Source organism: Hydrogenoanaerobacterium saccharovorans (assembly GCF_003814745.1).
Taxonomy (GTDB): domain Bacteria; phylum Bacillota; class Clostridia; order Oscillospirales; family Ruminococcaceae; genus Hydrogenoanaerobacterium; species Hydrogenoanaerobacterium saccharovorans.
In genome coordinates this window covers 674,930-689,680 of the sequence record NZ_RKRD01000001.1, presented here as the reverse complement: position 1 = coordinate 689,680, position 14,751 = coordinate 674,930, and the positions used below count along the sequence as shown (strand labels likewise).

12 protein-coding genes are annotated in these 14,751 nt (G+C 38.1%); 7 read left to right on the top strand and 5 right to left on the bottom strand.

All coding sequences use genetic code 11. The features are described 5' to 3' along the window. Positions 1-13 precede the first annotated feature (13 nt). From EDD70_RS03160 to EDD70_RS03145, 4 genes are read right to left on the bottom strand one after another with little or no spacing between them, the layout of a single operon-like run. A complete protein-coding gene (locus EDD70_RS03160; RefSeq protein ID WP_092753098.1) occupies positions 14-3,133 on the bottom strand; it encodes a type I restriction endonuclease subunit R, EcoR124 family in 3,120 nt (1,039 codons plus the stop codon). A gap of 15 nt (positions 3,134-3,148) precedes the next feature. After that, positions 3,149-4,366, bottom strand: coding sequence for a restriction endonuclease subunit S (locus tag EDD70_RS15055; RefSeq protein WP_205408589.1), 1,218 nt, complete (start codon positions 4,364-4,366; stop codon positions 3,149-3,151). Beyond that, positions 4,359-7,151 (bottom strand): type I restriction-modification system subunit M, encoded by a 2,793-nt coding sequence (locus EDD70_RS03150; RefSeq protein ID WP_092753100.1) that lies wholly within the window; start codon positions 7,149-7,151, stop codon positions 4,359-4,361. The genes EDD70_RS15055 and EDD70_RS03150 overlap by 8 nt, the downstream gene beginning before the upstream one ends. 12 nt (positions 7,152-7,163) lie before the next feature. Further along, positions 7,164-7,409 carry a MerR family transcriptional regulator gene (locus EDD70_RS03145; protein ID WP_092753102.1) on the bottom strand — a complete coding sequence of 82 codons (246 nt, stop codon included), beginning with the start codon at positions 7,407-7,409 and terminating at the stop codon, positions 7,164-7,166. A 186-nt stretch (positions 7,410-7,595) separates the two neighbouring features. On the opposite strand from EDD70_RS03145, the gene EDD70_RS03140 reads away from it, so the two are divergent. Next, positions 7,596-7,922 carry a DUF6809 family protein gene (locus EDD70_RS03140; RefSeq protein WP_092753104.1) on the top strand — a complete coding sequence of 109 codons (327 nt, stop codon included), beginning with the start codon at positions 7,596-7,598 and terminating at the stop codon, positions 7,920-7,922. Then, on the top strand, positions 7,909-8,445 hold the full coding sequence (locus EDD70_RS03135; RefSeq protein WP_092753106.1) for a DUF6550 family protein: 537 nt from the start codon (positions 7,909-7,911) through the stop codon (positions 8,443-8,445). Before EDD70_RS03140 ends, EDD70_RS03135 begins: the two co-directional genes overlap by 14 nt. Positions 8,446-8,539: 94 nt before the next feature. On the opposite strand, the gene EDD70_RS03130 is transcribed toward EDD70_RS03135, so the two are convergent. Beyond that, entirely contained in the window at positions 8,540-9,652 is a 1,113-nt protein-coding gene (locus tag EDD70_RS03130) for a DUF6076 domain-containing protein (protein ID WP_123811006.1), read from the bottom strand. Positions 9,653-9,939: 287 nt separating this feature from the next. Here EDD70_RS03130 and EDD70_RS03125 point away from each other — a divergent pair, with 287 nt between their 5' ends. The 5 genes from EDD70_RS03125 to EDD70_RS03105 all read left to right on the top strand — a co-directional run bounded on the left by EDD70_RS03125 (position 9,940) and on the right by EDD70_RS03105 (position 14,696). After that, complete coding sequence (locus tag EDD70_RS03125) at positions 9,940-11,040, top strand: AAA family ATPase (protein ID WP_092753110.1); 1,101 nt, start codon at positions 9,940-9,942, stop codon at positions 11,038-11,040. Between the two features lie 220 nt (positions 11,041-11,260). Beyond that, complete coding sequence (locus EDD70_RS03120) at positions 11,261-11,590, top strand: plasmid mobilization protein (RefSeq protein ID WP_092753112.1); 330 nt, start codon at positions 11,261-11,263, stop codon at positions 11,588-11,590. Continuing rightward, the gene (locus tag EDD70_RS03115) at positions 11,577-12,599 is read left to right on the top strand and encodes a relaxase/mobilization nuclease domain-containing protein (RefSeq protein ID WP_092753114.1); all 1,023 of its coding nucleotides are present in this window, start codon (positions 11,577-11,579) and stop codon (positions 12,597-12,599) included. Before EDD70_RS03120 ends, EDD70_RS03115 begins: the two co-directional genes overlap by 14 nt. Positions 12,600-12,616: 17 nt before the next feature. Continuing rightward, positions 12,617-12,910: a hypothetical protein gene (locus tag EDD70_RS03110; RefSeq protein ID WP_092753116.1), complete on the top strand. Its 294-nt coding sequence runs from the start codon at positions 12,617-12,619 to the stop codon at positions 12,908-12,910. An 82-nt stretch (positions 12,911-12,992) separates the two neighbouring features. Continuing rightward, positions 12,993-14,696 carry a recombinase family protein gene (locus EDD70_RS03105; protein ID WP_092753118.1) on the top strand — a complete coding sequence of 568 codons (1,704 nt, stop codon included), beginning with the start codon at positions 12,993-12,995 and terminating at the stop codon, positions 14,694-14,696. Positions 14,697-14,751 lie beyond the last annotated feature (55 nt).

The window sequence follows — 14,751 nt, the reverse complement described above, 5'->3', positions numbered from 1 at the left end:
TACTCCTCTCTATTTATGCAATATCAAATCCACCTTCAAAAATAAACTTTCTTAATATTTGGTCTATTTTCATATTGAGCTGAAAAGGTTTAATCCCTTTTCCCTCAGTTCTTTCAAGAAAATCCTTTGCCATACTCCTGTTAATGGTTGCCTTTAATTTGTCGAATCTACCAAATTCATTAATGCTCGATTCAGTCACCTTTAGTTGCATAAAGTTCCTGAGGGCAGATTCATCGACACCGATAGCCACTGCAAAAATATGTATTTGATCATTTTTAGCTCTTGTCATATATTCTGTGATATAATCGCGAAGTGTTTTTCCTTCGTCAATCTGAACGTCTCCACTCTGCACGTCATGCAAAAAAATATTGGCGTATTTCTGTTCCTCTTGGTTCAAGGTTGCAAATGATTTATGAAGCTCATCTAAAACAGCAATCGTTTCTGTTCCATCTTGCAGTGCTTTTAGATATTTTTTGAAACGAGAGTTCATGTAATTTGCATCTATAACGCCAGTATTGATCTCTGTGAGATAAGAGTCGATTTCATACGGAACATCTCCACTTAATCCACCCCCACCACCTGAGAACAGCTCTTTGTAACGAAGTACAAGAATTAAATATGTTGTTTCATCCAAGTGTAAGTTGATGGTAATTTTTCCGGAATCAGTCTTGATATCGTAAGAGAGCTTTTCCCAATCAAAGCCTTGGATTTTAGCTGCCTCAAGGAAATTGTTAAACTGTTTAAACAATTTAGCAAACTGTCCACGCTCAGAATGATCAGCAGGAAGTTTCTGAAAATTTGCAATTCCTGCTGATCTGAAAATTGCATTTATTTCATCGAAAAGCTCATTCATTTTGTTTAGATTTTGCTCCAATTTATCTGCAAATAGTCCAAGTGGTTTATCACCAGAATAAAGCTTAAATGCCTCGTCAATATTTCTTTGCATCGTATATGGCTTTCGATAATATCGAATTGTTCCAAAGGGTTTTTCCGGACCGTACAGGCGATTTGTACGAGAAAATGCTTGTATTAACTTTTCATATATCTGAACTTTATCCAAGTACAGTGTGTTGATCCATTTGGAATCAAAGCCTGTAAGCATTTGGTCAACAACAATCAATAACTCAATCTGCTGTTCGGTAGAATGCTCAATGGCTTTGTATTGTTCTTTATGTGCCAAACGATAGGAGATATCTTTTTTGAATAAAGAATAGGTAGACATCTGAAATTTCATGCCATAGTGTGTATTATAGTCCTCAATGATTTCTATTATTGCATCTTCTTTAAAAATTGCACTGCCATTATTATCAATGGTAGGATCGAACAAAGCTGTTACTTTTAATGCACTTTTTGATTTAAATATCTTGTAGTATTGAATTGCTTCCGGAATGCTACTGGTTGCAAAAATTGCATGAAATCTACTGTTGTGACTAAGTGTGATCCAGTTATCTAAAATATCGTCTACGACTGCACATTGATGTTCTTCACGCTCATATTGTGAAGAAGGCAAATAATCCTCAATGCCTTTCAAATAATTTCCATCAGCTTGGATATATCCTGCCATTGGTACACAGGTGTGATTCATATAGTGTAAATAGATTTTCTTCTTTTTCTCATCAGACAAAGCCTCTTCTTCTGTTGTAGCCTTCGCTTTTTCAAGTGCTACTGCTTTTCGCAAATCACGGTCTTTGTAGGTTGGAACCATATAAGGGTCAAAGCCTAAAACATTCTTATCTCTGATTCCATCCGCAATACTATATCGATGCAGTTCATTGCCAAATATATCTGAAGTCGTGCTCATTTTCTTCTGATTTTCATCATGTATTGGTGTGCCGGTAAATCCAAAAAACATGGCATTTGGAAAGGTGTTTTTAATCGTGCGAAGCATATCCCCAAACACATCACGATGTGCTTCATCAATGATAAAAACAATTCTTTTATCTTGTATGATGCTAATGTCATGTGCATTGAAACCGTTGTCCTCCTCCACACGACTCATCTTTTGAATTGATGTTACAATTAAGGTGTTGGCAGGGTTATCACTTTTCAGCTTTCCAACCAAAATATCTGTATTCTCTGTTGCCTGTACAGAATCAGCATCATCTGCAAAACCACGATAATCCATTAAAGATTGTGTGCCAAGCTCCACACGATCCATCAAAAATACAACCTTGTCAGCATCCTTAGAATCCGCAATCAGCTGGGCAGATTTAAAACTGGTCAAAGTTTTGCCGGAACCAGTAGTATGCCAAATATAGCCTCCAAGCTGATCCTTATCTGCCCAATGCCGCATTGCCACTCGGCTCGTGATACGGGAAGCTGCAAAATACTGATAGCTACGCATGACTTTCAAAACACCGTCTGTATCATCTGCCACTGTATAAAACCCAATCAGTTGATGTGCCATAGGGATTGAGAGAAGATACTGAGCAATATCTTTCCAATGATTCAATGGCTCGTTATTGGCATCTGCCCAATGAAAATAAAAATCTTTGTTAAATCTTCCATCAGGACCGGGGTTTGAAAAATATACAGTCTCGTCAGGTTGCATTGCAATAAAAATCTGCACAAGAGCAAAGAGCCCGGTAAAAACACCTTCATGGGCATACTTTTCAATCTGGTTACAGGCTTGGCTGACATCCACTCCGCTGCGTTTGAGCTCACAATGAATGAGTGGCATTCCGTTAATCAGTAGAACAAAATCGCCTCGGCGATTTTGTAAAATAGAGCTTTTTGCCTTAAATACAGGCTGTTGTGCAATCTGATAACGGCTTTGCCCTGCGGCAATTTCTCTACTATCATATATTTTTAGACTAACTTCCTTGCCAAAATGCAATTCATCTTCTGGGTTATCTCGCTTGATGGCAACAGTTTTACCATTGATAAAGCCATTCAGCTTAAGGGGTGTACGTAGACGGGTAACTTGTTCCAAAACCTGTTGCATCTCTCCATCTGTTAGAGAAACATCATTTAAGCGATCTACCTCTCGATTATTCTCAAAAAGAATCTGCTTCCAGTTTTGAATCAAATCTTCTTCTGTTTTATACCGCAGAATTTCCGGCTCCCATCCGTACTTTTCTGTAAGCAAATTGATAAGTGCCGCTTCAAAGCCAGCTTCGTTATCGAATGTCATAGTCAACCTCCAATCTTATGCAAACATTTTTTCAAGTAGGGCTTTTTTTATATTTTGGAGCTTATCAAGTTCTTTCTGATGGACATTAATGAGACTATACAATTGCTTCATATATGCTCCAATTTTTGCTTGTTCCCCATCATCTTTAGGTAAGTACAAATCTATATCGAAAAAATCTTCTGCAGAAATATTCAATAGTCCATGGTTTCTTGCACCCTCGGTAGCTCGCTCCGATACACCTTTATGCCATCTATCTGTATCAAAAAAAACAGAAAGAAAATCACTGTTTACTGACTTATAATTTTTTATACTAAAAACAATATAAAGTGTAGATAATACGCCTTTTTCGTATAAATCAAGTCGTTTCACTGCACCAAACGGAAATCCATCCGATGTGCTTTTATTATAAGCAAATTCGCCATTCAAAACCAAGTAATAATTGCTGACATCTCTACTTGCAATGCGATTATTGAAGTAGGTGATCTGGTCAATCAAACCATACTGAGCTGAGATCGTCAATGGTAAGCTACATTCGTTATTTAAGTTTTTTCTTACAACTCGTTCGACCAAATCACCCAATTTATGTTTTTCCCACGCACCTGAAAATCCCTTAAAGCGAATTTCAGGCACATCGGCACCATCTTTTGGAAACATCTTTTCTAACATGGATTTTTTTACAGTGAGTAACTTGTCATATTTGTGTTGATGGAGGTTAATAATGTGGTCAAGATGAGTGAAAAGTAACGCTATTTGTTTCTGTTCATCAACTTTAGGCACCGCTGTCTCTATTACACTAAATGCAGGATACTTTAAATTCCAAGTATCTGAAGTAATTCCCTGAGAATTAAGTTGAAATATATGTATCATTTTCAATGTTTTCAAACAGTATGCAAAGTACTTTGAATCAGTACCGCTTTTAGGAGTGATAACTGTATAGGCAGGGCTTAATATTCCACTATATGGAGAATACCCACTTGCACCTTGCCACATTCTCATTGAATTGTAGGCAATGTCACCAATCTCAACTTTTTTGTAGTGTGATTTATCAGCACTTGAATTGTCATGTCTGCCAAGCTCTGAAAATCGTTTTATGCCTTCATTAATAGTGACTGAAATCAGTTCACCATCAGCTGAACGCTCTTGCCGCTCATCAAAACACTCTCTTAATTCAAGTTCTTCCCAATCATCGGTAAATCCCGAAAATCGTATTGTTGGCTTCATCTGCTTACTCATCGCCCTCACCTATCAAAAGCGATTTTAGTTCCGCCAACCCTTTCATATCATATTCGTTGCCTTCCAATTCGTCAATCATAGACGAAAGTGCTTTCTCAGAGCTTTGAATCTGTTCACCAATGCTAAGATAGGTAACAGCGTATTTGTTCAGCAAGCTCTGAACCTCTTTTTCAAGTTCATTTATGATTGAATTAGGCATGGAACGAAGCTCAGTAGACAAGGGGGCAATCCATTTGAGGCGCAACAAATCAAGGGCTTGCTCGTCAGTGAGTCCCTCGATGGTTTCTTTTGTTTTTAAGTGTAATTCCTCGGCCATAGTTTTAACGTCTTTTTTGACGGCTTTTTCTTCTGTCATAAGTGCATCGGCTTTTACCATCTTTGCCTCAAATGAATCCTCTGGAAAGGCATAAGTTGATTGCAATGCCTTGATGTATGGAATGACCTTTCCCTTTCCATAAGGGGCATTGCCATCAATCAGGCTCCAGTTAATTTCAGAATGTGTTGCAATATACTGTAACTTGATAGCTTTTCCTGCCTTAGCATCAATCAGTTCAATGTATCCTTGCAAGCCTTCAAGCTCAGGAGATGATACGTCGGAATAAATTTCCGCTAATTTTGTAGCAAATTCCTTTGCTACAAAAGCGGTATTTTCCTCGTTTAAAAAGTCTCCCTTGTCACTCTCGTCAATAGAATCAATGACTTCTGTTAATTCGGCAGCAATCTCTTCTAATCGTGACTCTTTTTCCTTTAGAGCATTATAATCTTCACTCAATAGAGTTGTTTGCACCAAATCAAATGGAATGACATGTCCGACCCAGCCGTTCTGTACTTCTTCTTCCTTATCACCCTTCTTTTTAATCACCATGTTGGGGTCTACTTGTTTCGTTGCTTCAAATCCTTCTGTTTGAATGATTTCAAGGTCAGTAGAGATTTTCCCCCATTGATTATCAAACAATTGGTATGCCTGATATTTGTCTATTAAAGGCAGCGGAGTTACACGATCAAAAATATTTTGGGTGATTTCTGATTCTGTCTGCGAAGTATGTAGCTCCATCATTTTTTCAATTAATTTATGATTCAGATAGCCATCAAAATCAGAAAAAGCTGACCTGTGTTTAGCAATAAATGCTTGCACATCAGCACTATTTTCAATGGAATCGTTTAATTTTTCAACAGCTAAAGATGAATACGGCGTTTCATCAGTAGAGAATAAAACATTTCTTAATTTAGGAAATGCTGTCCAGTATTTTTCGAGCAAGTCAATCTCGTGATTTGGAACTCCCCCAAACATTGTAGCGTAAATATCCCATGTTTCTGTTGCCTCGGAGGAATCTATATAACGAGGAATATTTAAATTATATCCGTTCTGTCGAATTTCCTCTTTTGATACAATACGGGCGAACTTGGGAATTTCCTGTGGACGAATTTCAATCGCATCCACAATTTTTTTAATATCAGAAGCCATGAGCTTATTTGTTTTACCCACTTTTGTAAACCCTTTGGAAGCATCAATAAACAACACATCAGACTCTGTGCGTTTTTGACGTAAAACCATAATAATGGTGGGAATTCCTGTACCAAAGAAAATATTAGCAGGTAGTCCAATAATAGCTTCAATATTGTTATTTTCAATTAAGTTACGGCGAATACGACCTTCACCTTCACCTTGACCGTCCGCACCTCCAAGTGCATCTCCTCTAAATAGCACACCGTGTGGAAGAACAATTGTCATAATACCATTTGGCTTTACATGATATAGATCATGTAATAAAAACGCATAATCGGCTTTGCCTTTGGGAGCCATTCCATAACGATAGCGAGGATCGGTTTCTTTATGGGAAGGGTCCCAATGCTGAGAATACGGTGGGTTAGATACAACTGCATCAAAAGGCAATTTATAATATGTTCCAGATGGATTAGCATCATCAAACCATGGCCAGTCCTCTTCAAGAGTATCACCACAACGTGCAAAAATATTATCTGGCTTAATTCCACGCATAACCAGATTCATTCTTGTTAAATTGTAAGTGTTCTCTTTCCATTCCTGTGCGTAATATTTGATGTTATCCTTGCTTTTCATATATTTTGCAACACTTTTGCCTATGGTAATAAGCAAAGAACCAGAACCACTTGTTGGATCAAAAATCTCAATTTTTTCCCTGTCTTTCAAATGACTTGCAACAATTTCAGACATAAGCTGAGATACTTCGTGTGGTGTATAGAATTCTCCGGCTTTTTTACCAGCATTGGCAGCAAAATTACTGATAAGATATTCATAGATAAATCCCAAAACATCATAATCCTGTTTACCGTCAGTAGGGATATCCTTGATCAATTGAATTAGGTCACGAATCGCCTTTGTTTGATTGTTGGTATTGTCCCCAAGCTTACTTAATCCGGTTTCCAATGTATTAAATATTTTGCTGAATACTTTTTTCTTATTATTGCTGATTAAGCGATTGAACGCAGAAAGTGCAGTTCTTACATTATCAACTGTAAAGCTATTTCCTTTGGTCAACCATGTAGAAAATAGGTTATCATATGCAATAAAATAACCAAGCTGTTGCTGACAATAATCCACCAACTGCTCATTATTTTCATGCACCTCAGAGATGATATCTTCTTCCTCATAGCCATCTTTTTTTAGAAGTGTGACTTCTTTGTCAGAAAGAAATTTATAAAATATGAATCCCAAAATATAATCTTTGTATTCATTAGCTTCAATTTTGGATCGCATTTTATTTGCAGATTCCCATATCTTATTTGCAAGCTGTTGTTTATTCATCGGTTAATTCTCCTAATTTATAGTTTCATCTGGTTTGTGCTCCATATGAGAATCAAAATTCTTTTTATTTGATTTTGTTTTTATGTATTTTCCAGACTTGATTCTGCCATCTATCGGCTTTAAAGCATTTTCGGGTATACCCCATGTACGCCCAATAAGTATCGCACCTGGGATACGTCCTTCTTTACAGAGTATCTGTATGCGTCGTGTAGATATTTCCCACCGTTTTGCAGTTTCTGTGATGGAAAGATATTTCATTTCAAACCTCCTGAGACAGTATTCGACATAACTTACCATATATATTATAGTCACTTAAGCGAATAAAATCAATATATCGATACTAATAACATCCTGCAATTGCAAAATTAAATTATTACTAAATAAATGTATAGCTTTACTGAAATCTTTGTGGTATCCTTTGTGCTTACAAAGGAGGCGAAAAATATGCCAAACAGATTAGATGACCTATACCACAGCTTTTACAAGCCAATCGAGCAAACAGAACTTAAATCTTCAATTGAAGAAAACCACAAAAAGCTTATACAAATACTATCAAAAGAAGATAAAGTCTTGGTATTAAGAATTATTGATGCCTTGGAAATGATTTGTAACTACCAAAGCAAAGACAGTTTCATTCAAGGCTTTAAATTAGGCTTTGAGTTAACAAATGAATTACAGAGTTACAATGACCACAGTTTTGAGAAAGAAAATCTTAATGACTGTGGTCAATTTTTTATGTCTCAGGAGGTGCAGAAAGATGAAGAAAACTAAAATAGCATTGACAGCAACCACACTTGCAATTCTTTCTCTGATGATAAACGCTTATCATGCAGAGCCACAAGCACTACCAAGCCCGCCCCACAATCGCCCTGTGTCGGAGACTATAGAGATGGATAAGGCGTATGCACCAACAATAGAAACACCGTCACTTGCAAGTGACGAACCCCAACAAATCAGTACCCAAATTGAGGAAATTATTGAACCACCAACTGAAGAAAGCTCCACACCACAGCCAACAGAAAATATTGAACCGACCAATACTCCAACCACACCAATACAAGCGGCTACAAAGCCAACTACACCAACACCTAAAGAGCCACCAACTCCCAAAATGGGTGACACTCGTATAGTGGACGGTCAAAAGCAAAGCTACTTTTTAGGCTTCGGTTGGATAGACGATATGGGTGAAAACGAATGTATCTTCGTAGAAGATATGTTTGAGAACGGCAACAAGATTGGAATTATGGGTCAAAGCGACGGCGACATCAATAAAATGGTTGGCACTATGGATTAATGAGATAACGAATTGTTACATGATATAGAAAGGGCTGTCCGAATTGGACAGCCCTTGTCGTTGTTGATAACTCAAATGGAGGGTCGTAAATATCTTAAAACTTCTTCATCATTTCCATATACTCAAAATCCGAAAGCTCACCATTTTTGTTCTTCTCCATGAGCTCAACAGCCTCGGAAACTTTTGTGTTCCATTCATCAACAGTTAGCTTGCCACGATTTTTGCGTGTCTTGAGCCTATTATAAACCTTGTCGTACTCTTGCTGAGCAGGGGTACGCTTTTCTTTTTTCTGTGTTTCTTTAATATGAGCACCAATATCACGGCAGGTTTTTGTGTCACCCATGTTCTTTTGGTTAGGTGCGATATTGGAACAATAGCAAGTGTTATGTCCCGACAGCAACAGAAAGTATTTGCCACAGTTGTGGCATCTGCGTGGACAATGACCTTTCATTAGTGCTCGAAAAAAATCCATGTGAAAAAATGTACCCATGCTTTTAAATACAATGCGTTCAGCAATCAAATATTCTTTTTCATTTTCGGGATTACGCATGGGAGCATACTCAATTCCGACTTCTCTTGTCTGTGTAAAATCAAAAGTTGGCATGGGTGGCATAGTCATACGAATTTCATTTAAAAGTTTCGTGTCTGTAAAAAAGCTGTAAACTCCAACAGCATAATGCTCCTCGTTGCGTTTATTTAGTTTCTCAAAATACAAATCAAGCATCACTGAAATATATTTTTTGAAAGCAATAGTTTCATCAATAATAGAAATCAGCTTGAAAATAAAGTGATGAAAAACCTCACCTTGATGTGTGTTTCTGTCTGTCATTGCAACGAACCCTTGCGGCTGACTATTAAAAATATCAATGAGCATGGAGTGCCCAAACCCCTTATCAATTAAATAGTAAAACGGCGGTAAGGCAATCGCCAAATCTAAAACCTTGTTTAACTTGTCCTGTATTTCAGTAACGGTTGCAAGGTCTTTTTTTATGTTTGGATTAAACAAAGTCTGCATTCCGCCAACAAGAGCATTGCGACAGGTATTCATTTCAACTAAATAGTCATCGCTTAAATTGAGAATATCAGTTGTACACTGCCCCAAAGGAATTTTACTCTCATCTATCAATATTTGGTTTTGCCAAAACATCAAGGTGAATTCCTGTAATGTATTCACTTTTTCGTTTGTTCCTTTTATTTCCTCAATCATATCTTCCTCTTCCTTTGTATCAGATGAATTTTTGAGATGTACCTGACCTTGCGATACAGCCCCAAAAGCTATTGAAAAGTTTTTAAAATCTGTTACCATTATTGTATCAGATATATTTGAGAATATCAATCAGTAACTTCGTATCTTGAAAATTGAATGATCGTCTAAAGGTGATACGGTTGCCACGACCTCGAAAGAGCGAGCGACGGAAACGGCGGAGAGAACCTCGGTCAGGAACTGCTTTAGGTAGAACGACAACAACTGAAAATCAAAAAAGGAGTATGCAAATGAAAAACAAACTTGAAACTATGGATGCCGAAACTTTAATGACCACACCGCTTGAACAACTGAAATTTATTGTAGATGGTCTGATACCGCAAGGACTGCACATCTTAGCAGGTTCACCAAAAATCGGCAAGAGTTGGTTATCACTTTGGATTTGTCTGCAAGTTGCAAAAGGTGAAAATGTTTGGGAGTTTGAAACTCACAAAAGCGAAGTTTTATATCTTTGCCTTGAAGATAGCTTTGCAAGAATTCAAAACAGGCTGTTTGAAATTACAGATGATGCACCATCTAATTTACACTTTGCAATTATGAGCGACACTATTGGTAATGGTTTAGAAATTCAAATTGAAAACTTCATCAAGGAACATTCTGAAACTGGATTAATAGTAATTGATACTTTGCAAAAAGTTCGCAGCAATACATCAGCAAATATAAATCCCTACGCCGCCGACTACGATGACATCAACGCACTAAAACAAATTGCTGATAAAAATAAGATTGCGATTGTTTTGGTGCACCACCTTAGAAAAACGTGTGACAGCGATCCACTCAATATGATTTCCGGCACCAGTGGAATTGCCGGCGGTGCTGATACAAATTTTGTTTTGCAAAAGGACAAACGAACTGAAAATACAGCAAAGCTTATTTGTACCGGCAGAGATATTGAGGGGAGAGAATTGTTTTTGGAATTTAATAAAAATACTTTTGTTTGGGAACTACGAGAACCAATTGAAGTAGAACAGAAAAATGTTGACGAGGTGATTATTATTCTTTCTGGCTTTATAAAATCAGTTGGCACTTTCACTGGTACGGCAACGGAGCTTGCAGAAAGTTTAAAACTGGAGTGCAACCCATCTGCACTGAAAAAGAAAATCATTAAGCATATGAGTTATTTGACTGAAAACAACATTACCTATTCTGAAAACCGAACCTTTGAAAGGCGAGAGTTTTCTCTCAGTTATATTCCCAATGACACGATGACGGATGAAAACTCCCCTCAAAATCTCCCGTCTACGTGTCAGCTCCCGTCAGCAGAGAGTAATCTCGCCACTGTTGCCACCTGTTCGCCCCTTTGTGCCGAGAATGACGATGGAGTGGCATAATGCCCACCCATACAAATAAAACGCAAATTTAGCCACCGTTGACAACAACTTTTAATTTATACCAATTTCAGGTTAGCAGTGGAACTTTCGGTTACGAAATCCTACCCTTTTAGGGTAGGGCGAGCATAGCGTCCGCCTATACAGCGGCCACTGCTCGGCGGGAGACCCGCACCCCTTTAGAACTAAGAAACGACATATCAATGTGAAACGGAGGAATTTAATGAAACAAATAAAAGATAAGAATTACGCATTTAGAATATCCAGCAAGGACTTGAAAGAGATACAGGCTAAGGCTAAAAAAGCTAAAATGACCGTTACCAAATATATCACACAGTCAGCATTAGGCAAAGAAGTCATCATTATAGATGGACTTCCCGAAATAGTAAGTCAGCTAAAAAAGATTGGAAACAACCTCAATCAGCTAACAATGCTCAGCCACCAAGGTGTGATTAACACAGTTAAACTTGATGAAACCGAGGAAAGTCTAACTGCAATCTATTGGAAAATTAACGAACTTACAAAGGTGGTGGACAGCGATGGCAGTGTTTAGTGCAGTCAAAAACAAGAAGCAAACCAAGGGCGCAATGGCTGGGGTTCTCAATTATATCTCTGATAGTAACAAGGTTTATTACAACGACATGCCACTTCGCACAGGAATAAACTGTAATTATTACAGTGGCTTTGCAGAAATGTGCCTCACCAAACAGCAGTACAAGAAAGATGATGGCAGACAGTTCTATCAATTTGTTCAGTCGTTCCCCGAGGAAGATGATGTCACTCCCTTGGAGGTTCATCAGATTGGTTTGGAGTTTGCACAAAAATTGTTCCCTGATTTCGAGGTTATGGTTGCCACCCACTGCAACACTAAGCACCCACACAATCACATCGTGGTGAACTCTGTCAGTTTCAAAACAGGCAAAAAACTACATCAAAATCACGATGTTTTAATGGAGCAACGAATGGTGAATGACCAAATTTGTATGGCACATGGGCTGATGGTATTAGATCCTTACCAAAAATTAAAACGAGGACAAGCCATCAAGCAGCGAGAATATCGTGCAGCCGAGCGTTGTCAAAGTTGGAAATTGCAACTCATTGCCGCCATTGAAGATGCCCTTTTGTACTCTACCGATAGGGAAAGTTTCATTCACAATATGGAATATGAGGGCTACGAAGTCAACTGGAGTGACACAAGAAAATATATCACATACACCACTCCAGAGGGTTACAAGTGCCGTGATAACAAGCTACACGATGACACCTACCTCAAAGAAAATTTAGAAAAGCTGTTTATTTTCAGACAAGAAACAGGATTCAAACCACTTACCTATGAGCCACCGGAGGGATGGTTGGGCGAAATGCAAGCACACTATGGACTTGCGAAAGATGTAATTTCACTGGGCAAAAACCTTGAAAACGTTGGTGATACCCCACCACCAATTACCCTAAAAACTTGGACGGACAGAAAACAAAAGCAACGTGAAAATCTTAAAAAGCTTGCGGCAGGTTACAAAATTCAAAGCGATCAAGAACAAGATTTTGAGATGACAATGATGTAGAAAAGGAGATTAACAATATGAGAAATGAAAAAGAAATTGCACAGCACTATTTGAGAACCAAAATTTTAGGAGCATACGAAACCACCGATGTTATTTGGCAAAGCGACAGTGAGGGGGAAATGCGTCGAACCTTTGATGACAGCTTTGTTTATGCCGATGATGACCAACTGATTATCGAAAGAGCTATGGAGGTAGACGGCAAAGTATTTGGAGTACATTCTGTATTTCCCATTAAAACCACATCTACCCCAACAAAGAAACTGCTTCAAATTATAGAAAATGATTGTGAAAAATCTCTTAAAAATCAGTAGTTTCAATAGACTTGTGGCACTGAATAGGGTATGTTGAATGTACCGTATTCAGTTTGCCACACAAAAAAAGGAGGATACTTTTATGAAGGCAAACGATAAAAAATATACAATTCTTTACGGAAGATTAAGTCAGGAGGATGAGCGTGAGGGCGAGAGCAACAGCATTGGCAATCAGCGAATGATGCTCCAAAAATATGCAGAAGAAAAGGGATTTGAAAATACAAAAATCCTGTTTGATGACGGTTATAGCGGAACAAACTTTAACCGCCCGGCGTGGAATGAAATTATGGAGCTCATTGAAACAGGTCAAGTGGAAACACTGACCATCAAGGATATGAGTAGACTTGGGAGAGATTATTTGCAAATCGGCATGCTGATGGAACACACCTTTCCAAACTACAATGTAAGATTGATTGCAATCAATGATGCGGTGGATACCCTATATGGGGACAATGATTTTACTCCATTCCGAAATCTTTTCAACGATTTTTATGCCAAGGATTGTAGCAAAAAGATACGAGCAGTCAAAAAGGCACAGGCTGAACGTGGTGAGCGAGTTGGTACAAGGCCACCATATGGCTACAAAAAAGCTGAACAAAATCCAAAGAAGCTTGTAGTGGATGAGGATGCAGCAGAGGTAGTGAAGCACATCTTTAAGCTCTGCTCTGAGGGCAGAGGTCCCAGTCAAATAGCAAGACAGTTGACAGAAGAACAGATTGTAAATCCAAGCAACCATTACTTTAATATGACGGGTGCAACACTAACAAACTTGGATACATCAAGACCTTACAGATGGAGAGATAATAGCATTGTCAACATCTTAAACGATGAAACCTATCTTGGACATACCGTAAACATGAAGCACACAACAGCTTCCTATAAAAACAAAAAGCAGATTATTCGCCCTGAAAATGAATGGCTGAGATTTGAAAATACACACCAAGCCATTATTGAACAAGAATTGTGGGATATTGCTCATGATGTTCGAAAAAGTAAAAAGCGCTCAAGAAAAGAGATGGACGAACCTAACCCCTATTCTGGAATGATATTCTGTGCTGACTGTGGCTCTCCGCTGGTGCTCCATCGTGCTCATACAATGTCTGAAAGTCAAAACAACTTTATGTGTTCCAAATATAAACGATTTGGTAAGGAAGAATGCACATCCCACTATATCAGAGAAGTCCAACTTGAAAAAGTCATCTTGGATGAGTTAAAAAGAGTAACGCATTTTGCAAGACAGGATGAAGCCTTGTTCGCACAGGTCATTAACGAAAAAAATACTGCTGAAACAAGAAAAGAAATTACTCGCTTGCAAAAGGATATTGATGTGATGAAAAAACGTGACCTTGAACTGACAGCATTATTCAAACGACTTTATGAGGATAATGTCCTTGGAAGAATTCCTGATGAGCATTACAGAACACTGTCTGAACAGTATATGAGTGAGCAGAAAAGCTTGCGTGAAACCATACCACAATCAGAAGAAAGAATGGGAAAGCTTAAAAATTCTCTGACAAATGTAGACAGATTCATTGAAAAGGCAAAAAAATATACAGATCTCTCGGAACTTACTCCAGAGATACTGCATACATTCATCTCTAAGATTGTGGTGGAAGAAAAGGCTACGAAATACTCACGAACTGCAAAGCAAGATGTTTGGATTCACTATCGTGATATTGGAATGCTAAACGACGTGAAGAAAGAATTCGACATTGAATCACAAGAGGAAATGTTCGGAGATACCGAGTTCTATGCATGGGACTATGGCTTACAGCCTGCAATTTAAGGATAGCAAAAGGCAGACAGCCGAAACTGTCTGCCTAATACACCCCATTTTAGGT